This window comes from Agarivorans sp. QJM3NY_33, from assembly GCF_050870865.2.
Taxonomy (GTDB): Bacteria; Pseudomonadota; Gammaproteobacteria; order Enterobacterales; family Celerinatantimonadaceae; genus Agarivorans.
Genome location: NZ_CP194039.2, coordinates 14,979 through 41,594, shown reverse-complemented (window position 1 = coordinate 41,594; position 26,616 = coordinate 14,979). Strand labels below are relative to the sequence as shown.

The 26,616-nt window shown below is 46.8% G+C and carries 19 protein-coding genes, 2 tRNA genes and 3 rRNA genes; 9 read left to right on the top strand and 15 right to left on the bottom strand.

Features of this window, described 5'->3' with window-relative positions; translation table 11 throughout:
- Positions 1-97: 97 nt before the first annotated feature.
- Positions 98-1,006: a LysR substrate-binding domain-containing protein gene (locus ACRRSY_RS00175; protein WP_432464125.1), complete on the bottom strand. Its 909-nt coding sequence runs from the start codon at positions 1,004-1,006 to the stop codon at positions 98-100.
- Positions 1,007-1,120: 114 nt separating this feature from the next.
- Here ACRRSY_RS00175 and ACRRSY_RS00170 point away from each other — a divergent pair, with 114 nt between their 5' ends.
- Positions 1,121-2,011, top strand: coding sequence for a DMT family transporter (locus ACRRSY_RS00170; RefSeq protein ID WP_432455223.1), 891 nt, complete (start codon positions 1,121-1,123; stop codon positions 2,009-2,011).
- On the opposite strand, the gene ACRRSY_RS00165 is transcribed toward ACRRSY_RS00170, so the two are convergent.
- The 3 genes from ACRRSY_RS00165 to ACRRSY_RS00155 all read right to left on the bottom strand — a co-directional run bounded on the left by ACRRSY_RS00165 (position 1,979) and on the right by ACRRSY_RS00155 (position 3,113).
- Positions 1,979-2,275: a GIY-YIG nuclease family protein gene (locus ACRRSY_RS00165; RefSeq protein WP_432464124.1), complete on the bottom strand. Its 297-nt coding sequence runs from the start codon at positions 2,273-2,275 to the stop codon at positions 1,979-1,981. The genes ACRRSY_RS00170 and ACRRSY_RS00165 overlap by 33 nt on opposite strands.
- 107 nt (positions 2,276-2,382) lie before the next feature.
- On the bottom strand, positions 2,383-2,721 hold the full coding sequence (locus ACRRSY_RS00160; protein WP_432455225.1) for an MGMT family protein: 339 nt from the start codon (positions 2,719-2,721) through the stop codon (positions 2,383-2,385).
- Entirely contained in the window at positions 2,706-3,113 is a 408-nt protein-coding gene (locus tag ACRRSY_RS00155; protein ID WP_432455226.1) for an SMI1/KNR4 family protein, read from the bottom strand. The genes ACRRSY_RS00160 and ACRRSY_RS00155 overlap by 16 nt, the downstream gene beginning before the upstream one ends.
- A 91-nt stretch (positions 3,114-3,204) precedes the next feature.
- On the opposite strand from ACRRSY_RS00155, the gene ACRRSY_RS00150 reads away from it, so the two are divergent.
- Positions 3,205-3,861, top strand: a complete 657-nt coding sequence (locus tag ACRRSY_RS00150; protein WP_432464123.1) for an alpha/beta hydrolase — start codon at positions 3,205-3,207, stop codon at positions 3,859-3,861.
- Positions 3,862-3,871: 10 nt separating this feature from the next.
- Here the strand turns inward: ACRRSY_RS00150 and ACRRSY_RS00145 are convergent, their stop codons facing one another.
- On the bottom strand, positions 3,872-4,801 hold the full coding sequence (locus ACRRSY_RS00145) for a LysR family transcriptional regulator (RefSeq protein ID WP_432455228.1): 930 nt from the start codon (positions 4,799-4,801) through the stop codon (positions 3,872-3,874).
- Positions 4,802-4,907: 106 nt separating this feature from the next.
- On the opposite strand from ACRRSY_RS00145, the gene ACRRSY_RS00140 reads away from it, so the two are divergent.
- Both ACRRSY_RS00140 and ACRRSY_RS00135 read left to right on the top strand, forming a co-directional pair.
- Entirely contained in the window at positions 4,908-6,251 is a 1,344-nt protein-coding gene (locus ACRRSY_RS00140; protein ID WP_432455229.1) for an aspartate aminotransferase family protein, read from the top strand.
- Between the two features lie 19 nt (positions 6,252-6,270).
- Positions 6,271-7,761: a CoA-acylating methylmalonate-semialdehyde dehydrogenase gene (locus ACRRSY_RS00135; RefSeq protein WP_432455230.1), complete on the top strand. Its 1,491-nt coding sequence runs from the start codon at positions 6,271-6,273 to the stop codon at positions 7,759-7,761.
- A 56-nt stretch (positions 7,762-7,817) separates the two neighbouring features.
- On the opposite strand, the gene pssA is transcribed toward ACRRSY_RS00135, so the two are convergent.
- The 10 genes from pssA to pepQ all read right to left on the bottom strand — a co-directional run bounded on the left by pssA (position 7,818) and on the right by pepQ (position 19,115).
- Positions 7,818-9,167: a CDP-diacylglycerol--serine O-phosphatidyltransferase gene (gene pssA, locus ACRRSY_RS00130; RefSeq protein WP_432455231.1), complete on the bottom strand. Its 1,350-nt coding sequence runs from the start codon at positions 9,165-9,167 to the stop codon at positions 7,818-7,820.
- Between the two features lie 347 nt (positions 9,168-9,514).
- Positions 9,515-9,630: ribosomal RNA gene (rrf, locus tag ACRRSY_RS00125) — 5S ribosomal RNA — on the bottom strand.
- A gap of 111 nt (positions 9,631-9,741) precedes the next feature.
- Positions 9,742-12,629: ribosomal RNA gene (locus ACRRSY_RS00120) — 23S ribosomal RNA — on the bottom strand.
- 236 nt (positions 12,630-12,865) lie between these two features.
- A tRNA-Ala gene (locus ACRRSY_RS00115) sits at positions 12,866-12,941 on the bottom strand.
- 23 nt (positions 12,942-12,964) lie between these two features.
- A tRNA-Ile gene (locus ACRRSY_RS00110) sits at positions 12,965-13,041 on the bottom strand.
- A 75-nt stretch (positions 13,042-13,116) separates the two neighbouring features.
- Positions 13,117-14,659, bottom strand: a 16S ribosomal RNA gene (locus ACRRSY_RS00105).
- The 16S, 23S and 5S rRNA genes sit together here with 2 tRNA genes alongside, the layout of an rRNA operon.
- A gap of 432 nt (positions 14,660-15,091) precedes the next feature.
- Positions 15,092-15,637 carry a menaquinone-dependent protoporphyrinogen IX dehydrogenase gene (hemG, locus tag ACRRSY_RS00100; protein WP_432464122.1) on the bottom strand — a complete coding sequence of 182 codons (546 nt, stop codon included), beginning with the start codon at positions 15,635-15,637 and terminating at the stop codon, positions 15,092-15,094.
- Positions 15,638-15,639: 2 nt separating this feature from the next.
- Positions 15,640-17,097, bottom strand: a complete 1,458-nt coding sequence (locus tag ACRRSY_RS00095; protein ID WP_432455233.1) for a TrkH family potassium uptake protein — start codon at positions 17,095-17,097, stop codon at positions 15,640-15,642.
- Between the two features lie 69 nt (positions 17,098-17,166).
- Entirely contained in the window at positions 17,167-17,799 is a 633-nt protein-coding gene (locus tag ACRRSY_RS00090) for a YigZ family protein (protein ID WP_432460558.1), read from the bottom strand.
- Positions 17,790-19,115 (bottom strand): Xaa-Pro dipeptidase, encoded by a 1,326-nt coding sequence (gene pepQ / locus ACRRSY_RS00085; RefSeq protein WP_432455235.1) that lies wholly within the window; start codon positions 19,113-19,115, stop codon positions 17,790-17,792. Before pepQ ends, ACRRSY_RS00090 begins: the two co-directional genes overlap by 10 nt.
- Before the next feature lie 271 nt (positions 19,116-19,386).
- On the opposite strand from pepQ, the gene fadB reads away from it, so the two are divergent.
- The 5 genes from fadB (at position 19,387) to ACRRSY_RS00060 (ending at position 26,360) form a co-directional block, all read left to right on the top strand.
- Positions 19,387-21,546 carry a fatty acid oxidation complex subunit alpha FadB gene (fadB, locus tag ACRRSY_RS00080; protein WP_432464121.1) on the top strand — a complete coding sequence of 720 codons (2,160 nt, stop codon included), beginning with the start codon at positions 19,387-19,389 and terminating at the stop codon, positions 21,544-21,546.
- 14 nt (positions 21,547-21,560) lie between these two features.
- Positions 21,561-22,724, top strand: a complete 1,164-nt coding sequence (fadA, locus tag ACRRSY_RS00075) for an acetyl-CoA C-acyltransferase FadA (protein ID WP_432455237.1) — start codon at positions 21,561-21,563, stop codon at positions 22,722-22,724.
- A 133-nt stretch (positions 22,725-22,857) separates the two neighbouring features.
- A complete protein-coding gene (locus tag ACRRSY_RS00070; RefSeq protein ID WP_432455238.1) occupies positions 22,858-23,574 on the top strand; it encodes a response regulator in 717 nt (238 codons plus the stop codon).
- Positions 23,564-25,003, top strand: coding sequence for an ATP-binding protein (locus ACRRSY_RS00065; RefSeq protein WP_432455239.1), 1,440 nt, complete (start codon positions 23,564-23,566; stop codon positions 25,001-25,003). Before ACRRSY_RS00070 ends, ACRRSY_RS00065 begins: the two co-directional genes overlap by 11 nt.
- Before the next feature lie 106 nt (positions 25,004-25,109).
- Complete coding sequence (locus ACRRSY_RS00060) at positions 25,110-26,360, top strand: ABC transporter substrate-binding protein (RefSeq protein WP_432455240.1); 1,251 nt, start codon at positions 25,110-25,112, stop codon at positions 26,358-26,360.
- Positions 26,361-26,616: the final 256 nt, after the last annotated feature.

The window sequence follows — 26,616 nt, the reverse complement described above, 5'->3', positions numbered from 1 at the left end:
ACTGTTTTGGAAAAAATATCACCCTCATCGGTGCCCTGAAAGAATCATGGATTGATCACAGAATTGTATAGCGAGCCAGTGTTGGATTGACGCCCCGTTAAACCTCTAACGGACTCGCGGCAGTTTCAATCAACCAAGAGGCCACTTGTTTTAACTCTTGTTCTCTGCCACGCGCCTGCTTGTAAGATAAATAGAAATGATAACCGGTCTCTACCCCACCAAACGGCAAGTCAACTAACTTACCCGCTCGTATATCCTGCTCCACCATAAAGTCACTCACCAAAGCGATACCTTGGCCACTTTCTGCGGCTTCCAAGGCCAGAACTTGATGGCTGAAGCTATGAAAAATTTGTTTCTTAGGCAGCTGTAAACCAAGCCCCTTAGACCAAACCATCCAGTCTGCGCCTGGCTCGCTGATTTCATCATCTAAGTCGCTAGATAATAAAGGGAAATTCAATAAATCTTGACGCCAATTTTGATGACCGACTTCTTGATATAGAGCAGGCGAACAAACCGCCACCAATCGCTCTTTATGCAATAGATGGCTGATATAACCCTTCACATTTTTCGCTAAACAGATAAACAAATCACCAGTTTTACTCGATAACACCGGTTCTTCGGTAATCATTTGCAAACGTAAATCAATTTCGGGATGACGAGCGCGAAAGCTGGGTAACAGCGGCACCAGACGCTTCAGCGCGAAGGAACTATAGGTGGTTAAACGCAATTGCGCGATCCCCTCTCCTTTTACCTGTCGGGTAATCTGACTGAGTTCATTTAGAATCCGTTCCACCTCAACGGAGTAGCTGCGTCCGGCCTCGGTTAATTGTAGTTGGCGACCAACTTTTTCAAATAACAATTCTCCCAAATAGTCTTCAAGCAGTCTTAAGCGATGACTCACCGCACTTTGACTAATGCCCAATTCGTCGCCAGCCTTAGCGACATGATGATGGCGAGCCACGGCGTCGAAAGCAACCAATGCATTAAGTGGAGGAAGAGTTCGCATACAATCCATGAATAATTTTCATCAATAGTAGATTATTATCATTTTTTTAATGCTTAACAAGTCTTTAGACTGCTTTATTCCAGCTTAATTTATTCGTGCATCACAGAGGCCCACTTGAAGCTTAATCCCACCTTAATTGCTATCATTATTTTGATTACCGCCAATCAGATCGCGGTATTTTCAGATGCCTTTATGAAAGTGGCGGGCGAGCAAGCCTCGGTGTTCGAAATATTACTTTATCGGCAAATCAGCACCCTGATACTGTTGTTACCTGCTTTTTTACTGACCAAACACAAGCGTCCAGAAAAACCACTGGTCCACTTCTTTCGCGGTTACCTCTGGTTAGCGGGTTCAGGGTTGATGGTTGTCGCCTTGGTCGCGCTCCCTTTAGCAACCGCCAATGCCTTATTCTACGCGGCTCCGATTATGATGTTACCACTTGGCATGTGGCTCCACCGAAGCCAAGTCAATCGCGCCCAAATATTCGCCGCCAGTATCGGCTTTATTGGAGTATTGGTGATTATTCGCCCTTCAGAGTTTAACTGGGGGGCCATTGCGGCGCTGGGGACAGCCCTCACTTTGGCCTTAAGTAACCTCACCGTAAAATACATTCCAAAAAAGGAGTCGGTGGTTACCAGTTTATTTTGGACCAACTTAATGGTGCTGCCCACGACAGTGGCACTGGCATGGCCAACGCTTACTGGAATGAACTGGTCAATATTCTGGCTCGCAGGCGCGAGTAGCTTATTTATTCTATTTTTACACGCAGGATCTATTTTTGCCTACAAAACTGCAGAGGCCAATACCATTGCCAGTTCAGAATACACAGGCCTGATTGGCGCTGCCGTGGTCGGCTGGGTAAGTTTTTCAGAAATGCCAGATGCCCTCACCTGGCTGGGTGCAGCAATGATTATTTTACCCTTAATATTGATTGGTAAGCGTAGCTTGCGCCAAAACAGAAACCGGCCGTCGTTAAAGCAAGCTGCGCCAGTCGAATTGACCTAATAAGAGCTGTTCTTTTTGCGCCTTACTTAATTGCTTAATTTTATATTCCAAACGCATTGCTTGTTGCTTACTGGCAAGGCCTTGCTGAAACTCTAAGTTGAGCGGACCTTTCCCACGTAACGCCTTGGCACCCTTCGAATTTCCCGATTGATGCTCGGCAAAGCGTCGAGCCACATCGGTACTGACACCAGTATATAATTGATTGTGTTTGGTTCTAAGAATGTACAAGTACCATTGGCTGACGACTGTCGCTTGCTTGGTCATTGGCTTATTCCCACTCTCCTCGACCCCCAACAGAATTGGCGGATTGGCGCAATCATCGAAATACCGATGGTTTGTGATACCCATTGGCATCGAACAAACCGTAAATACTAATCACCAAGCCATAAATACTGCTTCAAAGGTACCCGCTGATGACGAAAAACAATCCCTTCCTCCTGAAGTCGCTGACGTTGCTTTTGATATTTAGCAGAGCCCTCAGGAAACGAGATCAGACCTTGAGCATTAATCACCCGGTGCCAAGGCAGCGATGAGCCCTCGGGGAGCTGCTTTAGGCAGCGTCCGACAGCTCTAGCCATGCGTGGGTAGCCGGCCATGGCTGCAACGCCACCGTAAGTCGCCACTTTACCGCTTGGGATATGTGCAATCACCAACCAAAACTTCTCCAGATAGGGAGGGGGAGATGACTGCTGCGCTAACTTTGCATCCATACTTCCATCGCCCAATCCCAAATGCTATCCCATTCAGGAACCAAGTCTTCCGCAGCCTGGCCTTGCCAATAACCCACTTCCCCCTCCTGACTAATGAAATAAAAGTTATCTCCATTTTGACAAATGGGAATAAATTCGCGGGGTAAACCCATGTTCCAAGCTGTCGCAGCCACCTCTGGCAAATAGGTATGCAGGTAAGGATCGCTAATCGTGACTGGTTCTAAGCTGCCATAAATTACATCGCTCACGGTCAGTTGAAAAGCCCGCAAATCGCTGGGCATCGGGATCAAAATCAACTCCTCCACTTCCACTAACTGACTGTCGCTAGGGAGTTCACTTGGATAAGCGCCAGACTGGTCTGCGGCTCTTATTTCATCAATTAATTCTTGCATACTTGTCTCTCTCAGCCATTTCAATACAATGCCTGTTCGCTAAATTGTTGCTCAGCTTAATAGAACTCTTTCATTCAGCAAAGGACTATCCATGCCAAATTCGGCTACCATCACGATTGAACCACCTCACCCGGCAACCCACTGCCTCATTTGGCTACATGGTTTAGGTGCAGGCCCCGAAGATTTTGCGCCCTTAGCAAAGCATTTTAAATTCAGCGAATCCATCGCGCTGCGCTATATATTTCCGGCCGCGCCATTACGCACATTAACCGTGCATCAAGGCTATCAACTCACGGCTTGGTACGATATTTTAGCGATGCAGCCGCAGCGCATCATCAATCAGCAGCATCTACAAGAGGTGAGCCAGCAGCTTCAGCTTTTAATCGAGCAACAAATGAACCAAGGGATCGCCAGCCAAAACATTGTGATTGCAGGCTTTTCGCAAGGCGGTGCAGTGGCTTATCAGCTGGCGTTAAACTTTCCTCAAGCACTGGGCGGATTGTTGTGTATGTCGACTTATTTACTCCCTGCCAGCCTCCCCAGCACTCAACAACAAACTAACTTAGACATATTGATCCAACATGGCCGCCAAGATGATGTGGTTGTTCCGGCTCTGGGTGAACAGGCTCATCAGCAACTGCTGCAACAGCAATATAATGCAACACTGGAATACTATGAAATGGCGCATAGTGTTTCCCCGAGCCAAATAAAGGCAATTAATCAGTGGCTCACCCAGCGCCTTCAGTAAAAGTAGCGGCTTAGCTGGACAGATGAACCTGAGTTAAGCACTCGATAAAGCAAGCCAAAATACGCGAAGGTTTTGGGGAGACACGTGTCACCGCTAAAAATGGACAGTGATAACTGAACTGCTCCCCACCCAGTGGCCGAATTAGGCCCTGTTCAATGAAGCTACGTGCATAGTGTTCCGGCAAATATGCCAAGTAACTGCCCGACAACAATAAAGTGGCAATTGCCTCCTGGTCATAAGCGGTGGCATGACGCTGAAAACCAAAACGTTGTGAAGTATCCATATTGGGCGAGTGATGTCCTAATCCAGCATATTTTTGTCCAACAATTTCCTCGGGACCAATGGTAATGTCACTGCGTGAAAATAGTGGATGATGATAACCGCAATAAAGCGACATCCGTTCATCAAACAAAAATTGATAATTGAGGCTCGCAGACTGACGCTGCCCCGGCACTACCCCCAAATGAAAGCGCCCCTCAATCACGCCACTTTCGATCACCGATAAGGTTTCAACATAAAGATCAAGCGTGACTTTAGGTGCTCGCTGGTCAAATAACTGCAAGGCTTGTGATATTTTTGCCTGCTGGTTAGTCACCGTTTTATCAAACAAAGCAATCGCCAGATTACCCGTCATATCTCTATGTAAACTTTGTACGTCAGCCCGAAACTCGTCTAAAGCGCCCATTAAGCGTAAACTGGACTGATAGACGTGCTGCCCTTCTGGGCTTAAAACAAAACCTGCTCGCCCACGCTGACAAAGATTCACCCCAAGGCGAATTTCTAAATCTTTCACGTGACGGCTAATCGTAGAACGACCAATATTAAGCTCCACCTCGGCAGCCGATATCCCCCCACACTCCACCACCACCCGAAATACTTTGAGTAGTCGTAAATCAATATCGCTTAATTGTCCAAGTCGCTGCTGCATAATGTTTCGCATTTATGAAACTTTAGATTGAAAGATACACATTTATGCAACTCAGATCTAGCGATAAGCTGCTTCAAAATATTTAGTCCATCTCAAACATATTATGAGGGAGTCAGCTATGGCGCATCATGAAGAGTTAAGTGTTAGCCAGAACCAACTGGATTGCCATTGGATGGCATATAGTGCCAATCGCCAATTTAAAAAGGACCCACGGATCATTACCCATGCCAAGGGTAATTACTATTTTGCTGACGATGGCCGCAAGATTTTTGATGGTCTATCAGGTTTATGGACTTGTGGCTTGGGTCATGGTCGCCAAGAGATCGTCGATGCGATTAGCCATCAAGCTTCTCGGCTCGATTACTCGCCAGCCTTTCAGTTTGGCCACCCGGGGTCATTTCAACTGGCGGAGAAAATCACCGAATTTATGCCTGAAGGACTAAATCGGATATTTTTTACTGGCTCGGGTTCAGAATCAGCTGATACCTCTTTAAAAATTGCGCGCGCCTATTGGCGTAAAAAAGGACTCGCGGGTAAAACCAAGCTGATTGGCCGCGGTAAAGGCTATCACGGCGTCAACTATGGTGGGCTTTCAGTTGGAGGGATCGCGCCAAATCGCGCACTATTTGGCAGCGGCCTCGACGTTGCCCATATGCGCTCTACTGTCTTGCCAGAAAATGTCTTCAGCAAGGGGCAACCTCAACAAGGCGCCGAGCTTGCCAATGATTTACTGGATTTGATCGCGGTTCATGATGCCTCAACCATCGCTGCCGTAATTGTTGAACCCATGGCAGGCAGTGCAGGCGTCATCCCCCCACCCGTCGGTTACTTACAACGCTTACGTGAAATTTGCGACCAACACCAAATTTTGCTGATTTTTGATGAGGTCATTTGTGCCTTCGGTCGCCTCGGTTATAAAACCGGAGCAGAAGCTTGCGGGGTGACACCAGACATGATCAATATGGCCAAGCAGCTTACCAATGGAGTAATTCCCATGGGAGCGGTCGCCTGTAAACAAGAAATTTACGATACCTTTATGGAAACTGGTGGCCCAGACTACATGCTAGAACTGCCACACGGTTATACTTATTCGGCACACCCGATCGCCTGTGCCGCAGGTTTGGCTTCGCTGGATTTATTACAACGAGACAACATGTTTGAACGCGTCCGTGAAATGTCCCCGGTACTGGAACATGCCGCGCATCAGCTCGCGAGCCTAGCGCTGGTGACCGATGTTCGCAATATGGGCATGGCTGTTGGGCTTAGTATTGCCCACGCTCCCGGTGAACCCGCGCTCAACCCATATTTAATCGCACAATCGATGTGGAAGCAGGGCTATTATGTCCGCTATGGCGGCGATACCATACAAATTGCGCCTCCTTTTACGGTCAGCAAAGAAGAAATCGACAGCTTATTTAACGCCTTAGGCGATACTATTCATCAATTGACAGGCCAAGCCTAGTCACACAAGGAAATCTTACATGTCTATTATTGGTCACTTAATTAATGGTAAAACCCAGTCAGAATATACTCGCTTACAGGATGTTTATAATCCTTCGACTGGCGAAGTAGCGAGTCAAGTCGCACTCGCACCAAAAGCCACAGTGGAGCAAGCGATCGCAGCCGCTGAAGCCGCTTTTCCAGCTTGGCGTAATACGCCTGTAGCCAAACGTTGCCAAATTATGTTTCGCTATAAGACCTTACTCGAACAACATGCAGACAAGATCTGCGAATTAGTCGGCAAAGAACACGGTAAAATCGTGCATGATGCAAAAGGCGAACTGGCTCGCGGGATTGAATGTGTTGAATATGCCTGTGGCGCACCAGAGCTACTCAAAGGCGAACATTCTCGCAATGTTGGTCCTAATATCGACTCTTGGAGTGAATTCCAAGCACTAGGTGTTGTGGCTGGTATAACCCCATTTAATTTCCCAATGATGGTGCCAATGTGGATGTTCCCTATGGCGCTGATGTGTGGCAATACCTTTGTATTAAAGCCTTCGGAACGCGATCCATCCGTCACCTTATTCATTGCCGAATTACTACACGAAGCAGGCTTACCAGCTGGTGTATTCAATGTCGTGAATGGCGATAAAGAAGCGGTTGATACACTATTAAGCGACCCACGAGTTGCCGCGGTAAGCTTTGTCGGTTCAACCCCAATTGCTGAATACATTTACAGTACTGCGACTGCAAATGGAAAACGCTGCCAAGCCCTTGGCGGGGCAAAAAATCACGCAATCGTAATGCCTGATGCTGATCTAGAGAATGCCGTGAACTCTTTGTTAGGGGCTGCATTTGGTTCTTCAGGCGAACGCTGTATGGCCTTATCGGTAGCAGTTGCTGTGGGCGATGAAGTCGCAGACAAGTTAGTGGCAGGGCTATCCGAAGCAATGCAAGGTTTGAAAGTCGGCGCATATTCTGACCAAGAAAATGACTTTGGCCCATTAATCACCGAGCAACAACGCGATAAAGTACAGATGTATATTAGCAGCGCAGAAGCAGCAGGGGCCACCGTAGTAGTTGATGGCCGTAACCCACAGGTGAGTGGTTATCCAAAAGGCTTCTTTGTTGGGGGGACTCTGATCGACCACGTAACCACCGCCATGCAAGCCTATCAAGAAGAGATCTTTGGACCTGTATTATGTGTGGTACGAGTTGATGACATGCAACAAGCCATGGACTTAATTAATGCACATGAATACGGAAACGGGACTTGTTTATATACCCGTGACGGTGAAGCGGCACGCTATTTCTCGGACAACATTCAAGTAGGAATGGTCGGGATTAACGTTCCACTGCCCGTTCCTGTGTCATATCACAGCTTTGGGGGCTGGAAACGTTCATTGTTTGGTGATTTACATGCCTATGGCCCAGATTCCGTGCGGTTTTATACCAAACGTAAAACCATCACTCAACGCTGGCCTTCTTCATCGATAAGAGAAGGTGTTAACTTTTCTTTCCCTAGTTAAGCGCTGACACCCAACGCTTTTTATGTAATGCCCAGCATCTTGCTGGGCATTGTTATTTATAAGATTTGTTTGAGTAGGCTGTCGGCTTTCACCCGGCCAATTCGTTTCAGCAAACGTTTGACTGGTTTCGGGTAATCATTAAGCGACTCGATATCTGCCAGTGTAGTAATTGGCTGAGTATGTTGCAGAATATTGTGTAGTTCTTGCTGACGCTGATGTTCGAGTAAAGCATGTGGATCATCCACTAACAAGCCATTCTCTAAGTCCAGATTCCAAGCTCTAGGATTCAGATTATTACCAGTGAGTAAGGCATATCGTTGATCGACCCATAATCCTTTCAAATGAAAGCTATTGTTAGCATGTTGCCAAACGTTCACGGTCAGCTGTCCACTCGCCAAAAATGCTTGCTTGCCCTTAATAAAATTACGGAGCGTTACTTCATACAGATAAGGCAAAGCGTGGATCACCTTAAACTTTTCGCTAGGCTCACTATAAAAGTCACTGGCTGTTTTATCACCCACAATCAAGTGCACTCGCACCCCGCGACTAAGCGCCTTAGCAACTTCACGACGCAGACTACGGGGAGGATTAAAATACGGCGTACAAATAGTAAGCTGTTGTTTAGCCTTAGACATTAATAGCTTAATGGTTTTATTTAATAAGTTGCGTCGCCGACCCAAACCGATGAGTGGAGTAATTCCAAGTTGCTGCGCATTTAGTTGTTGAGCGTGAAATTGGTACTGTTGCCGCTGTAAAGACAAGCGTAAACGCCTGATCGACGATTTAAGCGACCGAGTTGAGGCTGGATTGGCTACCGATAAACTAGTCACCGCACGAGTCGCCAGTAGTACTTGTTCTAAATATTCAACCATCGCATTTGCGAGATCTGAGTTACCAATTAATTGGTAACGATCGAAACGATAACGCTGCTGCTGAGCTAAATAGATATCGTTAATACTGGCACCACTATAAATGATCGTATCGTCGATGATACTTCCCTTCAGATGTAATACCCCGAATAGCTCTCGATTGCTTACAGGTACCCCCGAAATCTCAATTAAGCCGGGATACTTAGCAGCGTACTCCCGATACATTGCCGCATTACCTTGAGCCTGTTGTTCACCAATTAAACCGCGTTGTGCACGATGCCAATCAACCAACACCTTAATCTGCAGTTCCGGTCGTTGCTGCTTTGCCTGATATAAGGCATCCATCACTGAGCGCCCCGCCAAGTCATCTTCCAAATATAAAGCCACAATATAAATTCGAGAACGAGCCTGAGAGATTAACTGCAGCAATCTGATGCGGTAGTCTTCGGCGCTAAATAAAGTCATAAATTGACTCGGATCTTGAGCAATTTGAGGCAATGAGCGAAGCGAACGATTACGAGTAAAACGTGGGGTCATTTATATTTTTCTTGATAAAAAGCAACATGCAAGCCCTATTGTACCAAAGGATTTAGCGAGTCACTAAAAATCACATGCAGCAAATATAAAAATGGTGATACGAACACGCATAAACGCTTCGACTTCGGCCTAAAAACGCACACATTTTCGAAGCGTCCCATCCTGCTCACGAATAAAACCTTCGCGTTAACTGCGCGATGCAGCATTGCTAAATCCCAGACATAAAAAAAGCCTATCCGTGAGGGTAGGCTTTCTCTCAATAGGCGCCTGGCAATATCCAGCCTACTTTCACATGGCAATTTCAGACATAAAAAAACCCAGCACATAGCTGGGTTTTTAAAATAGGCGCCTGGCAGTGACCTACTTTCACATGGGGAGACCCCACACTATCATCGGCGCAGTTGCGTTTCACTTCTGAGTTCGGCATGGGTTCAGGTGGTTCCACAACGCTATTGCCACCAGGCAAAAACTTGTTGTCTTTAACATTCGAAAAAACTGATATATCCCACGAGTATAACAAGCACTCTTGGTTTCTAAAATAAAGTATCTATAAGCAACACCCTTTAGGTGTTGTATGGTTAAGCCTCACGGGTAATTAGTACAAGTTAGCTCAATGCCTCACAGCACTTACACACCTTGCCTATCAACGTTGTAGTCTCCAACGGCCCTTCAGAGGACTTAAAGTCCTAGTGAGAATTAATCTCAAGGCCTGCTTCCCGCTTAGATGCTTTCAGCGGTTATCAGTTCCGAACGTAGCTACTGGGCAATGCTATTGGCATAACAACCCAAACACCAGCGGTTCGTCCACTCCGGTCCTCTCGTACTAGGAGCAGCTCCCTTCAATTCTCAAACGCCCACGGCAGATAGGGACCGAACTGTCTCACGACGTTCTAAACCCAGCTCGCGTACCACTTTAAATGGCGAACAGCCATACCCTTGGGACCGACTTCAGCCCCAGGATGTGATGAGCCGACATCGAGGTGCCAAACACCGCCGTCGATATGAACTCTTGGGCGGTATCAGCCTGTTATCCCCGGAGTACCTTTTATCCGTTGAGCGATGGCCCTTCCATACAGAACCACCGGATCACTATGACCTACTTTCGTACCTGCTCGACGTGTCTGTCTCGCAGTTAAGCTGGCTTATGCCATTGCACTAACCGTACGATGTCCGACCGTACTTAGCCAACCTTCGTGCTCCTCCGTTACTCTTTGGGAGGAGACCGCCCCAGTCAAACTACCCACCAGACACTGTCCGCATCCCGGATAACGGGACAACGTTAGAACATCAACACTACAAGGGTGGTATTTCAAGGTCGGCTCCACATCATCTAGCGACAACGCTTCAAAGCCTCCCACCTATCCTACACATGTAGGGTCAATGTTCAGTGTCAAGCTGTAGTAAAGGTTCACGGGGTCTTTCCGTCTAGCCGCGGGTACACCGCATCTTCACGGCAATTTCAATTTCACTGAGTCTCGGGTGGAGACAGCTTGGCCATCATTACGCCATTCGTGCAGGTCGGAACTTACCCGACAAGGAATTTCGCTACCTTAGGACCGTTATAGTTACGGCCGCCGTTTACCGGGGCTTCGATCAATAGCTTCGCTTGCGCTAACCACATCAATTAACCTTCCGGCACCGGGCAGGCGTCACACCGTATACGTCATCTTTCGATTTAGCACAGTGCTGTGTTTTTAATAAACAGTTGCAGCCAACTGGTATCTGCGACTGCCGTCAGCTTAGGGAGCAAGTCCCATCACCAACAGCAGCGTACCTTCTCCCGAAGTTACGGTACCATTTTGCCTAGTTCCTTCACCCGAGTTCTCTCAAGCGCCTTGGTATTCTCTACCCAACCACCTGTGTCGGTTTGGGGTACGGTTTCGTATAATCTGAAGCTTAGAGACTTTTCCTGGAAGCAGGGCATCAACCACTTCATCACCTTAGTGACTCGTCATCAATCCTCAGCCTTAGACACCCGGATTTTCCTAAGTGTCCAGCCTACAACCTTAAACGCGGACTACCAATCGCCGCGCTGGCCTAGCCTTCTCCGTCCTCCCATCGCAATTATACGAAGTACAGGAATATTAACCTGTTTCCCATCGACTACACTTTTCAGTCTCGCCTTAGGGGCCGACTCACCCTGCTCTGATTAACATTGAACAGGAAACCTTGGTCTTTCGGCGAGGGGGCTTTTCACCCCCTTTATCGTTACTCATGTCAACATTCGCACTTCTGATACCTCCAGCAATCCTTACGAATCACCTTCAACGGCTTACAGAACGCTCCTCTACCGCACTTGCAAAGCAAGTACCCGTAGCTTCGGTGCATAGCTTAGCCCCGTTACATCTTCCGCGCAGGCCGACTCGACCAGTGAGCTATTACGCTTTCTTTAAATGATGGCTGCTTCTAAGCCAACATCCTGGCTGTCTAAGCCTTCCCACATCGTTTCCCACTTAGCTATGACTTTGGGACCTTAGCTGACGGTCTGGGTTGTTTCCCTTTTCACGACGGACGTTAGCACCCGCCGTGTGTCTCCCGGATAGTACTTAGTGGTATTCGGAGTTTGCAAAGGGTTGGTAAGTCGGGATGACCCCCTAGCCTTAACAGTGCTCTACCCCCACTAGTATTCGTCCGAGGCGCTACCTAAATAGCTTTCGAGGAGAACCAGCTATCTCCCGGTTTGATTGGCCTTTCACCCCCAGCCACAAGTCATCCGCTAATTTTTCAACATTAGTCGGTTCGGTCCTCCAATTGGTGTTACCCAATCTTCAACCTGCCCATGGCTAGATCACCGGGTTTCGGGTCTAATCCCAGCAACTATGCGCGCAGTTAACACTCGGTTTCCCTACGGCTCCGCTATTCGCTTAACCTTGCTACTGAAATTAAGTCGTTGACCCATTATACAAAAGGTACGCAGTCACCTCACAAAGAGGCTCCCACTGCTTGTACGTATACGGTTTCAGGTTCTATTTCACTCCCCTCACAGGGGTTCTTTTCGCCTTTCCCTCACGGTACTGGTTCACTATCGGTCAGTCAGGAGTATTTAGCCTTGGAGGATGGTCCCCCCATATTCAGACAACATATCACGTGTGCCGTCCTACTCGTTTTCACTTCAAATCACCTTTCGTGTACGGGGCTATCACCCGCTACGGCCAAACTTTCCAGCTTGTTCCACTAAATTATAAGAAGCTTAAGGGCTAATCCGGGTTCGCTCGCCGCTACTACCAGAATCTCGGTTGATTTCTTTTCCTCCGGGTACTTAGATGTTTCAGTTCCCCGGGTTCGCCTCGCAACGCTATGTATTCACGTTACGATACTGCATAAAATGCAGTGGGTTTCCCCATTCGGAAATCCATGTCTATTGCGTCTTTTATCGACTCAACATGGCTTATCGCAGATTAACACGTCCTTCATCGCCTCTGACTGCCAAGGCATCCACCGTATACGCTTAGTCACTTAACCATACAACACCTAAATGTTGTCGCTTAAATCACTTGAATGGTCAGGCTGTATAAATCCTGCCACTCGAGTACGATCACCTTATTTTTTTGAATACCAAAAACACTTGTTATTTAACTCGTATTTTTGAGATATTTTTTTATCAGCTTTTCCAAATTGTTAAAGAGCATTGGTTCATAAAAAAACCAAAGCTAAATGGCCATCTTTTGGCGACTTATCTTTGGTTTTTAGGTAAGAAGTGGTGGAGCTATGCGGGATCGAACCGCAGACCTCCTGCGTGCAAGGCAGGCGCTCTCCCAGCTGAGCTATAGCCCCATTTCTTACTAAAAGTTGCACCTTGGTAGGTCTGGGCAGACTTGAACTGCCGACCTCACCCTTATCAGGGGTGCGCTCTAACCAGCTGAGCTACAGACCTAAACAGGTGTCAACTTCTCTCTACTTTCTATCAAGCAATCTGTGTGAACACGTCACAAAACATAAACGTTCATAATAAGGAGGTGATCCAGCCCCAGGTTCCCCTAGGGCTACCTTGTTACGACTTCACCCCAGTCATGAACCACAAAGTGGTGAGCGTCCTCCCGAAGGTTAAACTACCCACTTCTTTTGCAGCCCACTCCCATGGTGTGACGGGCGGTGTGTACAAGGCCCGGGAACGTATTCACCGTGGCATTCTGATCCACGATTACTAGCGATTCCGACTTCACGGAGTCGAGTTGCAGACTCCGATCCGGACTACGACATGCTTTCTGGGGTCCGCTTGCTCTCGCGAGTTCGCATCCCTCTGTACATGCCATTGTAGCACGTGTGTAGCCCTGCCCGTAAGGGCCATGATGACTTGACGTCGTCCCCACCTTCCTCCGGTTTATCACCGGCAGTCTCCCTAGAGTTCCCACCATCACGTGCTGGCAAATAAGGATAAGGGTTGCGCTCGTTGCGGGACTTAACCCAACATCTCACGACACGAGCTGACGACAGCCATGCAGCACCTGTATCTAAGCTCCCGAAGGCACCAATCCATCTCTGGAAAGTTCTTAGTATGTCAAGGGCAGGTAAGGTTCTTCGCGTTGCATCGAATTAAACCACATGCTCCACCGCTTGTGCGGGCCCCCGTCAATTCATTTGAGTTTTAACCTTGCGGCCGTACTCCCCAGGCGGTCTACTTAATGCGTTAGCTGCGTTACCCACGGGTTAAACCCACAGACAACTAGTAGACATCGTTTACGGCGTGGACTACCAGGGTATCTAATCCTGTTTGCTCCCCACGCTTTCGTACATGAGCGTCAGTTTTTGTCCAGGTGGCCGCCTTCGCCACTGGTATTCCTTCAGATCTCTACGCATTTCACCGCTACACCTGAAATTCTACCACCCTCTACAAAACTCTAGCTTCCCAGTTCCAAATGCCATTCCCAGGTTGAGCCCGGGGATTTCACATCTGGCTTAAAAAGCCGCCTGCGTACGCTTTACGCCCAGTAATTCCGATTAACGCTCGGACCCTCCGTATTACCGCGGCTGCTGGCACGGAGTTAGCCGGTCCTTCTTCTGTCGCTAACGTCAAACAATATACGTATTAAGCATATTGCCTTCCTCACAACTGAAAGTGCTTTACAACCCGAAGGCCTTCTTCACACACGCGGCATGGCTGCATCAGGCTTTCGCCCATTGTGCAATATTCCCCACTGCTGCCTCCCGTAGGAGTCTGGGCCGTGTCTCAGTCCCAGTGTGGCTGATCATCCTCTCAAACCAGCTAGGGATCGTCGCCTTGGTGAGCCATTACCCCACCAACTAGCTAATCCCACTTGGGCTAATCTCTACGCGAAAGGCTCCGAAGAGTCCCCTCCTTTGGTCCGAAGACATTATGCGGTATTAGCAGTCGTTTCCAACTGTTGTCCCCCACGTAAAGGCATATTCCCAAGCATTACTCACCCGTCCGCCGCTCGTCATCTTCTAGCAAGCTAGAAATGTTACCGCTCGACTTGCATGTGTTAAGCCTGCCGCCAGCGTTCAATCTGAGCCATGATCAAACTCTTCAATCAAAGTTTTTTCGCTCAAAGTAAATACTGAAATTATTACTGTTAAAACAGTGTGTCACTCCAGTCCACTTAAGCTAATTTTTTTCGCTTAGTGCTCTGTGAGTGCTCACACAGATTGCTTGATAAATTGTTAAAGAGCGTTGCTTCTTGCGAAGCGAGGTGCGCATTCTACGCCATCCTCGGTGACTGTCAACCGCTTTTTTCAATCTTTTCCGAAGAAGTTTCCTAAGGAAAGTTTGAAGCGTTTAACCGTCGCTAATAAAGCCTCAGGCCTTACCAACCCTGACCGCTTGCCGCTGCGCTATTGCGTGCTGCCTGCCGTGTCAGTGGAGTCGCATTATAGGGATCCGCGCTTACGGTGCAAGCCTTTTTTGAAGAAAATCACAGTTTTTTGTTTAACTGCTCAAAGCTTATACAGGTGCTTACAAAAAACCATCAACTTGCGCTTTTATTACTCAGCTTGCCAAACAAAATGGAGAATTGATTAACCTTTGCCCAATCGGTTAACTCTATATCTTGACTAGTATCGGTACTGCCACCCGTTATTTTCATGATCAACTGGATAATGAGAGTCTGCCACCAGTTATAACGTGAATAAAGCAGCGCGCCAGCAAATATCGCCTGCAAATTTGGCATCCAAGCGGCATTGTGATTTAGCTTCTGCATATAGACGCTGGTTTCTGGACGACTCTTTTCTGGTTTACGAGCCGTTAGACATACACCAAAAAAAGCCACCGGCATTGTTGCCAGCGACTTTTGATAGGTCGCCAGATATTCAAACAACTGCGGACGAAACTTACCATAACGAATTGAAGCACCAATCAGAACCTTGGTGTATTGACTGAGATCTGGCCAGCTTGTCCTCTGGTCAAGTGAGACATAGTCAACCTGAACATCTGGCTCGGCTTGTTGGGCAACGATATGCTGAGCAATTTTTAAGGTTTGACCCTCACAACTTGAATATAACACCAATAATTTCATGACTAACTTTTCCAAAAAACTGGAGTGAATAGTACTAATAAGGTAAACACTTCTAAGCGACCAAATAACATAGCAATCAACAATACCCACTTACTGGCATCGGTAATATCTGAGTAGTGTACCGCGACTTGACCCAGACCAGGGCCTAAGTTATTCAAACAGGCGACCACCGCTGAAAACGCCGATAACTCGTCCATCCCCGCCGCTATCAATGACAACATACAGATCACAAACACGAGGGCATACGCAGAAAAGAATCCCCAGACCGCTTCTAATACTCGGTCAGGAAGCGCCTTATTGGCCAATTTAATTTGGTAGACCGCACGAGGATGTACCAAACGCTTTAACTCACGCATGCCTTGTAAACTCAATAAGAAAACCCGAATCACTTTGAGTCCCCCGCCAGTAGAACCCGCACAGCCACCAATGAAGCTAGAAAAAACTAATAACACGGGTAGGAACAGCGGCCACTCAGAGAAACTGGTGGTGGTAAACCCAGCGGTTGTAGAAATAGAGACCGATTGAACAAAAGCTTGGTCTAAGGCAAATGCTGCTGAATCATAAACTTGTTGACCCAGTAACACTGCAAAACACACTAAAGTTAAACAAATTTGTATAAAGAAGAAGGCGCGGCATTCGGGATCGAGAAAATAGTATTTAAAAGTAATGCTTCTACTGTTGATGGCCGCAAAATGCAGCGAGAAGTTAATCCCCGAGATAATTAAAAATACCGCACAGATGGTATTAATTAAGGCGCTGTCAAAATGCCCTAAACTAGCATCATACGTAGAAAACCCACCAATCGCGATAGTTGAAAAAGCATGACAAACGGCATCAAATATTGACATTCCGGCCAGCCAGAATGCGACCCCACAACTCACCGTTAAAAATAAATAGATATACCAAAGCACCTTGGCGGTCTCGGCGATCCGCGGGGTCATTTTTTTATCTTTGACTGGACCAGGTATTTCCGCGCGGTAAAGCTGCATTCCTCCAACACCGAGGATCGGCAAAACAGCCACAGCCAAAACGATGATCCCCATCCCTCCTAACCATTGCAGCATTTGCCGGTAAAACAAAATCGCTTTCGGCAAATATTCAATCCCGACAATAACTGTCGCGCCGGTGGTCGTGAGCCCAGAGAACGATTCAAAGAAAGAATCGGTGATACTCATATTTGGCTGTTCGGACAAGATAAAAGGTAAGGCCGCAACACTCCCCAACACCGTCCAAAACAACACCACAATTAGAAAGCCTTCTTTAGCCTTTAGCTCTGTTTTTTGTTGCCGCTGTGGAAACCATAATAGAAACCCAGCGCTAATACAGATAGCAAAAGCAGCCATAAAGGCTTTACCGGCACCGTCTTTATATACCGCAGCGACAACGGCCGGAATAATCATGGTGAGGCTAAATAGCATCACAAGTAATCCGACGATCCTAACTATCGCCCTGATTTGCATCGGTATTGTTTCTCTTATTAGATTGAGATAATGCTGTATATCTTGAAGTAAAGCATCACCTATGACAACTTAAGCACGTAGCTTAGTCACGACAATTTGCCCACTCGATAAATTAATCAGCTGTTGTTTAAATCCAGCATACTCACTGATTGGTAAACTCACCTGCATTTTTGCCTGATTGCTAAATTCGGTCTCCAGTTTTACCCCTTGAACCTTATTCAGCAACATTTCTACTTGAGTCGTAAAGGCGTAATCAAATTCTAGATCACAACATCCACAAGCAATTACGGGTTCAGTTTGCAGTAATTTTAATGCTTGTTGTACGCCACCACCATAAGCCCTGACTAAGCCCCCAGTCCCCAACTTGATGCCTCCAGAATAACGAACCACCACCGATAATATTTGGCCTAAGCCGCTGCCTTGTAACTGCGCTAACATCGGTTTTCCCGCGGTACCAGAAGGTTCTCCATCATCACTAAAACCTAAGCACTGAGAATCCAGAGGATGGCCGGCAATAAACGCCCAGCAATGATGACGCGCCTGAAGATGCTGCGACTTTATCTCAGCAAGCTGTTGTTGGGCCTGCCGACGATCCGCTACGGGCGCGATAATACTAATAAAACGACTACGCTTAATTTCTTGTTCTCGGCTTACCAACTGCGAGGGACGTAAATAACTATCAGTTTGAATGTTTAACTCCAATTGCCCGCACGCGTTAAGTTGTCACAACTCAACGCGGTAATTACCACATTATCTTCGATACGGATCCCACCAAAGCGGCGCATTTCATCAACCCGAGACCAATTAATCAAGCGAGTGTGCTCAGATTCAGCCAATTCGGCTAATAAAGAAGGGATAAAATAAAGACCAGGCTCAATTGTCAGTACTTGTCGAGGTTCCAGCATGCGGGTACAACGCAGAAAGGGATCGAGAGTTGGAGCCGCGAGTACCGTACCATCTTCATCTTGCATCAAACCGCCCACATCGTGCACTTGTAAACCAAGGTGATGGCCCAAACCGTGAGGAAAAAAACAACGGGTAATTCCCGTTTCAACAGCTGCTGCGGCACTACAATAAACAAATTCAAAATCCACCAGCAATTTGGCCAATTTACGATGCGCTTTAAGGTGTAAATCGGTATAGCGATAACCCGGTTTCAGATCGTTCACCAGCGATTGTTGTAATATATCCATTTCCAGCACCAGCTCTGCAAATAAACCTTTTCTATAAGCATAACTGCGGGTGATATCGGCAGCATAGCCGCGGTACTCGGCCCCCGCGTCAATTAACAATGAATAACGTTTTTGCTCGGCTAACTTACTGGCACTTAAAGCGGTGTAATGCAATATGGAGGCGTTTTCATTTAAAGCTATAATATTAGCGTAAGGAAGTGAGTGCTCACCTCGCCCTAAGCTTGAGAGGTAAGCCAAGTTCATTTCAAATTCTGATGCACCCGCCAAAAACAGCTCCTTGGCGACTAGATGCGCTTTCACCGCACGATGATTCGCTTCCTGAATACACTCTAACTCGTAATCAGTTTTATAAGCACGGTAATAATGTAAGTAATTTAAAACCAACTCTGGATTGCGTTCACCAATTTCCAAAGCTTCGGCTAATTCAGGATGCTCCCCAATATAGGCGCAGCGTTGTCGTTGTTTCGGCAAAAAAGGCTCGATATCTTGTGGATGCTTCATCACTCGGATGTCAAAAAAGTCGACCCAAAATCCACTAGGGCTGGAAGTAGCCTTATGCCAGTAATCGCTCGCTTGATGATAAATCAGCGTCGGCTTATCAACACCGTTGACCACTAACCAACAATGCGGATGCTCGGTTAAAGGCAACCAATGTTTAAAGTGAGGATTGGTTTGAAAAGGGTAATGCTGATCATCCAAAAAAATTCGCAAAGGATAGCCAGAGTGAATGATTAAAGCCTCTAATTGCTCGCGCTCTAATACATCGGCAACCCGCAACTGTAACTGCTCTATATGCTGGGTAAACAGTTGTTGAATAGTTGGCATTACACTCTCCCTACGACTATTAGTTAGCTTGTTAGTTATAGCGCATTTAACACAAACATAGTTGGATCTAGAGCATTTAATTTAGCATGACTTAATTTTATTTACTCGTGTTTACAGCGACCTTTTGTGCCACAAACAACAAATTATCAAACAAGTGTTTAAAATGAGTGTTATATTTGCTTTAATGTTTGAGTAACAACTTGATTACATATTTAACCTCTAGTCCCTACACAAAACTGGTGCTATGTACATCAGCAACAAGGAGAGCAGAATGATATATCAAGGCGAGAACCTGAGTGTTCGCTATATTGCCGCTGGCATCGCTGAATTAACATTCGATGCCAACAAAGGAAGTGTCAATAAATTAGACCGCAGCACGTTAATCTCTTTAGCAGAAGCGATAGAGACCTTGCAGCAACAAAGTGAATTAACAGGCTTATTAGTCAGCTCGAGCAAAGATAGCTTCATCGTGGGCGCTGACATCACCGAGTTCTTAGGCTTATTTGCGCTTCCCGAGGCTGAACTCGCCGCGTGGCTCACCAAAGCAAATGATATTTTTAACGCCTTAGAAGATCTTAATGTGCCAACTATTTCGGCAATTAATGGCTTTGCGCTAGGCGGTGGTTGTGAGCTCATTCTTGCTACCGACTTGCGGGTTGCTGACAGTAACGCCAGCATCGGTCTGCCAGAAACTCAACTGGGTATTATGCCGGGTTTTGGTGGCACCGTGCGATTGCCACGGGTGATTGGTGCCGATAACGCCATGGAATGGATCACCACCGGTAAAACTTATAAGGCTGCCGAAGCACTCAAATTTGCTGCACTTGATGCGATGGTTCACCCCGATAACCTCAAATCAGCCGCTTTGAGTATGCTTGAAGATGCAATTACCGGCAAAATTGATTGGCAAGAGCGACGCCAAGTAAAGCTCAGTCCACTCAATTTAAATAAAGTTGAAGCAATGATGAGCTTTAACTGTGCCAAAGGGTTGGTGATGGCCAAAGCCGGACCTCACTACCCTGCTCCCATGACTGCAGTCTCGACCATTGAAAAAGCAGCCAGTTTTAAACGTACAGAAGCATTAGCGCTAGAAGGCAAAAACTTCATCGGTTTGGCTCAATCGGATGTCGCGCAAGCATTGGTTGGTATCTTCTTAAACGATCAACAGCTTAAAGCTTTGGCCAAGAAGTCCAGTAAAAACGCCCAGCGAATTGAGCAAGCAGCGGTACTCGGTGCAGGTATTATGGGGGGCGGTATTGCCTACCAAAGTGCCAGTCGTGGTGTACCCGCAGTAATGAAAGACATCAATCAGGCGGCTTTAGATTTAGGCATGAACGAAGCCAGCAAATTACTCAATAAACAACTGGAACGCGGTCGCATTGATGGCCTAAAAATGGCTAAGGTTCTATCGGCCATTCAACCGAGTTTAAACTACCAATCGCTCGCGAATAGCAATATTGTGGTAGAAGCGGTGGTTGAAAATCCCAAAATCAAAGCAGCGGTACTCAAAGAAGTAGAACAACATGTGAGTGAAAACACCATCATTGTTTCAAATACTTCAACCATTCCAATCTCTTTGTTAGCTGACAATCTCTGTCGCCCAGACAAATTCTGTGGGATGCATTTTTTCAATCCAGTACATCGCATGCCACTGGTAGAAGTGATCCGTGGCAAACACAGCTCGCAAGCAACCATCGACAGTGTGGTGGCCTATGCAGCCAAGATGGGGAAAACCCCGGTGGTAGTCAATGATTGCCCGGGTTTCTTTGTTAATCGGGTGTTATTTCCCTACTTTTTTGGCTTTAGCCGCCTCATTCAAGATGGCGCAGATTTTGTCAAAGTAGATAAGATCATGGAAAAACAATTTGGCTGGCCAATGGGCCCCGCTTACTTATTAGATGTTGTGGGGATTGATACTGGCCACCACGCCGGTGCGGTGATGGCCGAGGGTTTTCCTGAGCGAATGAGCAAAGTCGGCGAAGATGCCATTGATCTAATGTATCAGGCGCAACGCTTTGGTCAAAAAAATGGATTGGGTTTCTATACCTATACCAAAGATCAAAGAGGTAAACCCAAAAAAGATGCCGACCCAAGTACTTATCAGCTACTCACGGCACTCAGCCCGCAAAGCCAAGATTACAGCAGCCAGCAAATTATTGCCCGGATGATGATTCCGATGATTAACGAAGTGGTGCGTTGCTTAGAGGAAGGCATTGTGCAGAGCCCCGGAGAGGCAGACATGGCCTTGGTTTATGGTTTAGGTTTTCCACCGTTCCGTGGCGGGATATTTCGCTACCTCGATAGCATGGGCTTGGCTGAATATGTCGCCTTGGCCGACCAGTACGCAGCTCTCGGACCACTCTACCAGGTTACAGACGGCCTACGCGCCAAAGCCGCAGCAGGCGAAACTTACTACGCGACACAAGGCTAATGGAGGAATATAAAATGAAAGAAGTGGTTATTGTAGATTGTATTCGCACCCCCATGGGCCGCTCTAAGAATGGCTGTTTTAGACATGTTCGCGCAGAAGACTTATCCGCACATTTAATGAAAGGCTTGTTAAAACGTAATCCAGCTCTCGATCCAAATGATATTGAGGATGTCTATTGGGGCTGTGTTCAACAAACCTTAGAACAAGGTTTTAATATCGCGCGCAATGCCGCCTTACTGGCGGGTTTACCACATACCACTGGCGCGGTCACGGTGAATCGTTTATGTGGTTCATCGATGCAAGCCTTACATGACGCGGCACGTGCCATCATGGCCGACCAAGGAGATATCTTTATCGTTGGCGGAGTAGAACATATGGGGCATGTTCCAATGAGCCATGGCGTCGACTTTCACCCTGGAATGACCAAGTCGGTGGCTAAAGCGGCAGGCATGATGGGCTTAACGGCAGAATTACTGTCGCAAATGCATGGTATTAGCCGCGAAGCAATGGACGCCTTTGGCGCTCGCTCCCACCGTCTAGCCCATCAAGCCACCATTGAGGGGCGTTTTGCCAGAGAAATTCTTCCCATCGAAGGGCATGATACCAATGGGACACTGAGCCTGATAGAAACTGACGAAGTGATCCGCCCTGAAACCACTATTGAAGGTCTCGCGCAACTCCGCCCAGCCTTTGACCCGGTTAACGGTAAAGTGACCGCGGGTACCTCCTCAGCCTTATCTGATGGGGCGTCGGCAATGCTCATCATGTCTGCCGAAAAGGCCGCGGAGCTGGGTTTACCGATCCGCGCGAAAGTTCGCGCCATGGCCATTGCTGGCTGCGATCCGTCCATTATGGGCTACGGGCCAGTGCCCGCCACCCAAAAGGCTTTAAAACGTGCTGGTTTGACGCTCGAAGATATCGACCTTTTCGAACTCAACGAAGCATTTGCCGCACAATCACTTCCTTGTGTGAAGGAACTGGGCCTCATGGACCAACTAGAAGACAAGATAAATCTGAATGGCGGAGCCATTGCTTTAGGCCATCCACTAGGCTGTTCTGGAACCCGTATCTCGACCACTCTGATCAACCTAATGGAAGCCAAAGATGCCAAGCTAGGGCTTGCAACCATGTGTATTGGTTTAGGACAAGGCATCGCAACAATATTTGAACGCCCCTAAATCTGCGGATAAAGAACCAATGGGAGCATTTAGCTCCCATTTTTCTTGCTTAATGATGTGAAGCATTTCGCCCCTGCCACGTTGTTTGTTATTCTTAGTACAAATGAATAACACTAATATTGAATAGACAACCATGGTTTTTGCAAAACAACTGCTCGTCGTTGATGATGACTTAGAAATTAGAAGCTTACTTGAGCAATACTTAAGTAAATCAGGCTTTGAAGTGATCAGTGCCAATGACGGTATAGAAATGGCAAAACTACTGGAAACCAATAAACCAGAACTCATCATTCTCGACATCATGTTACCGGGCGATGACGGCTTTACCTTATGCCAAAAAATCCGCCGAACCTCCAATGTACCAATTATCATGCTCACCGCTAATTCCGATGAAATGGATCGGATTGTTGGTCTCGAGTTGGGTGCCGATGATTACATTGGAAAACCGTTTAACCCTCGCGAACTACTGGCGCGAATTAAGGCCTTACTGCGCCGCTCTCAAGTCACCGCCAATGCTCAGCAAAATACTCGCTACATTCGTTTCGGCCAGTGGCGCCTAGATACTCAAAGTCAGCAACTGGAACATGAAGACGGAGAGACGCTGGAGTTATCCAGCAGCGATTACCGTTTATTGCAGCTATTTTTGCAACACCCGAACGAAACCCTCGACCGGGATACCATTAGTGATGCCACTCGCGGCCGCGAAAGCTTACCCATGGAGCGAGGAATTGACGTACAAATTAGCCGGCTACGCCAACGCTTAAAAGATGATGGCAGTCAGGCTCGGCTGATCCGTACCATTCGAGGCTCAGGTTACATGATGGTGACTCAAGTGAGTCATGAAGTTTAATCGGCTATTACAGCGGATAAAGCCAAATTCTTTATTAGCAAGAATGCTATTGCTGCTATTGCTCGCCATTGCACTGGCCCAAGGTGCCAGTAGCTTCATTTGGTTTTATCAGTTGCGCCAATCAGAGAGTGAAGGCCTTAGTGCCACCTCTCGCAACCTAGCGCTGAGCTTAGCCTCGACGGTGACATTTTTTGAATCTTTACCTTCTGAATATCGCCACATTGTACTCAATCAGTTACGTAAGATGGGCGGCACTCGCTTCTTTGTGTCACTCAATCGAGAGTACATTAAAATCAATTCCATTCCTGACAGTTATCACAAAAATCTGGTAATTCAAACGGTCAGCGATGTTCTGCATCGAGAACTCAATCGCAGCACTAAAATTGACGTTGACTTTTCCTTGCCCGATCAATTGCATGTCTTAAAAAACGATATATTACTACAAGACTTACCCTCTTCTTGGGCCTCGCATAGCCTGCAAATAAAACCCTTGAACCCACCCATATTGGTCACCCAAATAGAACTAGAAAGTGGAGAGTGGATTTACCTAGCTGCGCTACTCCCAGCCCCATATATGAACTTGGATGATAGTTTATTACCCAAGGGTCGCGTAATGTTTATCACCTTAATGACGGTCTTTCTGCTGGTTTTCACCTTCATACTCGTGCGCCGACAAACTCGTCCGCTACGCCGTTTAGCAAAAGCCGCCTCACGCCTTACGATCGACTTATTCCAAGCACCTTTGGTAGAAGAAGGCAGTGATGAAATTCGCAAAGCGACCCGTGCCTTTAATACCATGCAAAGTAAGCTAAAACGTTATATTGAAGATCGAGAACAGCTATTTCGTTCCATTTCTCATGATTTAAAAACCCCGATTACCCGGCTACGGCTACGCGCAGAATTGCTCGATGATGACAATGTCATTGACGCCTTCAATCGAGATTTAGATGAACTGGAAATTATGGCTAAAGGTGCCCTGCAAACGGTAAAAGACACCGATATCCATGAAAATCTAACCGATATCAACATCATGTCTCATCTAAAGTATTGTATCGAACCGTATCTCGATAAAGTCAGCGTGTTTGGAGAGACGAATTCCCCTTACCGTGGTAAACCCCTAGCGATCAAGCGCTGCATCGCTAATTTGATTGAGAATGGAATTAAATACGGTGACAAAATCGAAATTTATTTGCTCGATGATGACAACGAGCTTTGCTTGCTATTTGTCGATCATGGACCAGGGATCCCAGAAGCTCAATTAAGCGAAGTATTCAACCCTTATGTTCGCTTAAATAAAGCGAAGTCAGGTTCAGGCTTGGGCCTTGGTATTGCTCGTAATATCGCCCACGCTCACGGGGGAAATATATGCTTACAAAACCTGCCTCAAGGCGGCTTAGAAGTGAAACTGCGACTCCCTCACATCAAATAGAGCTCTAGTTAAGATTTGCTTCATCGGTTGGGTTTTATCTGCAGTATTCAGGCTAGTATGCTCAACATAAGTGATAGAGCTTAAATAAAAATAATAAGGTCTAACTATGCGCAAATTAACGACTTTCTTCTCCACTCTTATATTCTGCTATTCGCTTAATTCCGCCTACGCGGGAGAAGTTGAGGTTTTACATTGGTGGACCTCCGGCGGTGAAGCCAAATCGGTGAATGTTTTAAAGAAAATGCTTGAAGCCCAAGGGCATAGTTGGAAAGACTTTGCGGTTGCTGGAGGAGGTGGAGAAAGCGCGATGACGGTGTTAAAAACCCGCGCAATTTCAGGTAATCCACCAGCCGCTGCACAACTAAAAGGCCCCGATATTCAAGAATGGGCAGAACTAGGGTTCTTAAGTAACCTTAACGACGTCGCAGCAGAAGAACATTGGGACGATGTGATCCCCAAAGTCGTGACAGATATTATGAAGTATCAGGGCAACTACGTTGCCGTCCCGCTAAATGTGCATCGAGTAAACTGGTTATGGGCAAACCCAGCTGTATTTGCAAAAGCAGACGCAAAAATCCCAACCACCTTGGCTGAATTTTTCACCGCTGCAGACAAACTACAAGCCGCCGGGTTTATTCCCCTCGCCCACGGTGGGCAGAATTGGCAGAATGCGACTTTATTTGAGACGCTAGCCTTAGATATTTTAGGTGCGAAAGACTACCTGAAGGCTTTCGTAAAACTAGATGATAAGACTTTAGGCGGAGACAAAATGGTCGAAGTCTTTCGCGTATTAAAAAAAATAAGCCACTATATCGATAGTGACTCCCCCGGACGAGACTGGAATATGGCAACCAGTATGGTAATTAATGGTACAGCCGGCATGCAAATTATGGGGGACTGGGCCAAGGGTGAGTTTATTGCCGCAGGTAAACAACCAGGTAAAGACTTTGTTTGCGTCCCCGCTCCCGGCACACAACAGCAATTTATCTTTAATATCGACAGTTTTGCAATGTTTGAACTAAATAAACCTGAAGATATTAAGGCTCAAAAAAGCCTCGCAAAAACCATTCTCACCCCCGAGTTCCAAACCATATTTAACCTCAACAAAGGCTCTATTCCAGTTCGGATCGATATGGATATGAAGCAATTTGATAGCTGCGCTTTAGACTCGATGGCCGCATTTAAAGCCAGTAACAAATCGGGTGATTTGGTACCGAGTATGGCCCACGGCTTAGCGGTAAGCGAAAAAGTGCAAGGTGCCATCTTTGATGTGATCAGCAATTTCTTAAACGATCCAAAAGCCGAGCCCCAATATGCAGCTATCAAACTAGCGCGGGTTGTCAAAGCAGCCAAGTAGCTAAAGCTAAAAGAAACACACTATTGGTGAATTACATTCTTATAGCGTTCGAAATTCGATATTTGAATCGCCACTGACTTCATCGATGCCCTAAAACAAAGATTTGAAGAGTAAAAATAATAGATCCGTCATCAAAAAACCAGCGATCGCTTCAATCAAGAGGGTTTGTGAATTCGTTTCTACAATCACTTGCGAATGATGAATAGCTTGGCCACATAACGATTGCCAATACTGAGGTAAGGTTTGTTTTTATACA

Bases quoted from the DNA above. Each gene is read 5' to 3' on its own strand.
- ACRRSY_RS00135 (WP_432455230.1), top strand. From the start codon at position 6,271: ATGTCTATTATTGGTCACTTAATTAATGGTAAAACCCAGTCAGAATAT.
- ACRRSY_RS00155 (WP_432455226.1), bottom strand. From the start codon at position 3,113: ATGCAAGAATTAATTGATGAAATAAGAGCCGCAGACCAGTCTGGCGCT.
- ACRRSY_RS00150 (WP_432464123.1), top strand. From the start codon at position 3,205: ATGCCAAATTCGGCTACCATCACGATTGAACCACCTCACCCGGCAACC.
- ACRRSY_RS00145 (WP_432455228.1), bottom strand. From the start codon at position 4,801: ATGCGAAACATTATGCAGCAGCGACTTGGACAATTAAGCGATATTGAT.
- ACRRSY_RS00095 (WP_432455233.1), bottom strand. From the start codon at position 17,097: ATGCAAATCAGGGCGATAGTTAGGATCGTCGGATTACTTGTGATGCTA.
- fadB (WP_432464121.1), top strand. From the start codon at position 19,387: ATGATATATCAAGGCGAGAACCTGAGTGTTCGCTATATTGCCGCTGGC.
- ACRRSY_RS00060 (WP_432455240.1), top strand. From the start codon at position 25,110: ATGCGCAAATTAACGACTTTCTTCTCCACTCTTATATTCTGCTATTCG.
- ACRRSY_RS00140 (WP_432455229.1), top strand. From the start codon at position 4,908: ATGGCGCATCATGAAGAGTTAAGTGTTAGCCAGAACCAACTGGATTGC.
- ACRRSY_RS00070 (WP_432455238.1), top strand. From the start codon at position 22,858: ATGGTTTTTGCAAAACAACTGCTCGTCGTTGATGATGACTTAGAAATT.
- ACRRSY_RS00165 (WP_432464124.1), bottom strand. From the start codon at position 2,275: ATGACCAAGCAAGCGACAGTCGTCAGCCAATGGTACTTGTACATTCTT.
- pssA (WP_432455231.1), bottom strand. From the start codon at position 9,167: ATGACCCCACGTTTTACTCGTAATCGTTCGCTTCGCTCATTGCCTCAA.
- ACRRSY_RS00065 (WP_432455239.1), top strand. From the start codon at position 23,564: ATGAAGTTTAATCGGCTATTACAGCGGATAAAGCCAAATTCTTTATTA.
- fadA (WP_432455237.1), top strand. From the start codon at position 21,561: ATGAAAGAAGTGGTTATTGTAGATTGTATTCGCACCCCCATGGGCCGC.
- ACRRSY_RS00175 (WP_432464125.1), bottom strand. From the start codon at position 1,006: ATGCGAACTCTTCCTCCACTTAATGCATTGGTTGCTTTCGACGCCGTG.
- pepQ (WP_432455235.1), bottom strand. From the start codon at position 19,115: ATGCCAACTATTCAACAACTGTTTACCCAGCATATAGAGCAGTTACAG.
- hemG (WP_432464122.1), bottom strand. From the start codon at position 15,637: ATGAAATTATTGGTGTTATATTCAAGTTGTGAGGGTCAAACCTTAAAA.
- ACRRSY_RS00160 (WP_432455225.1), bottom strand. From the start codon at position 2,721: ATGGATGCAAAGTTAGCGCAGCAGTCATCTCCCCCTCCCTATCTGGAG.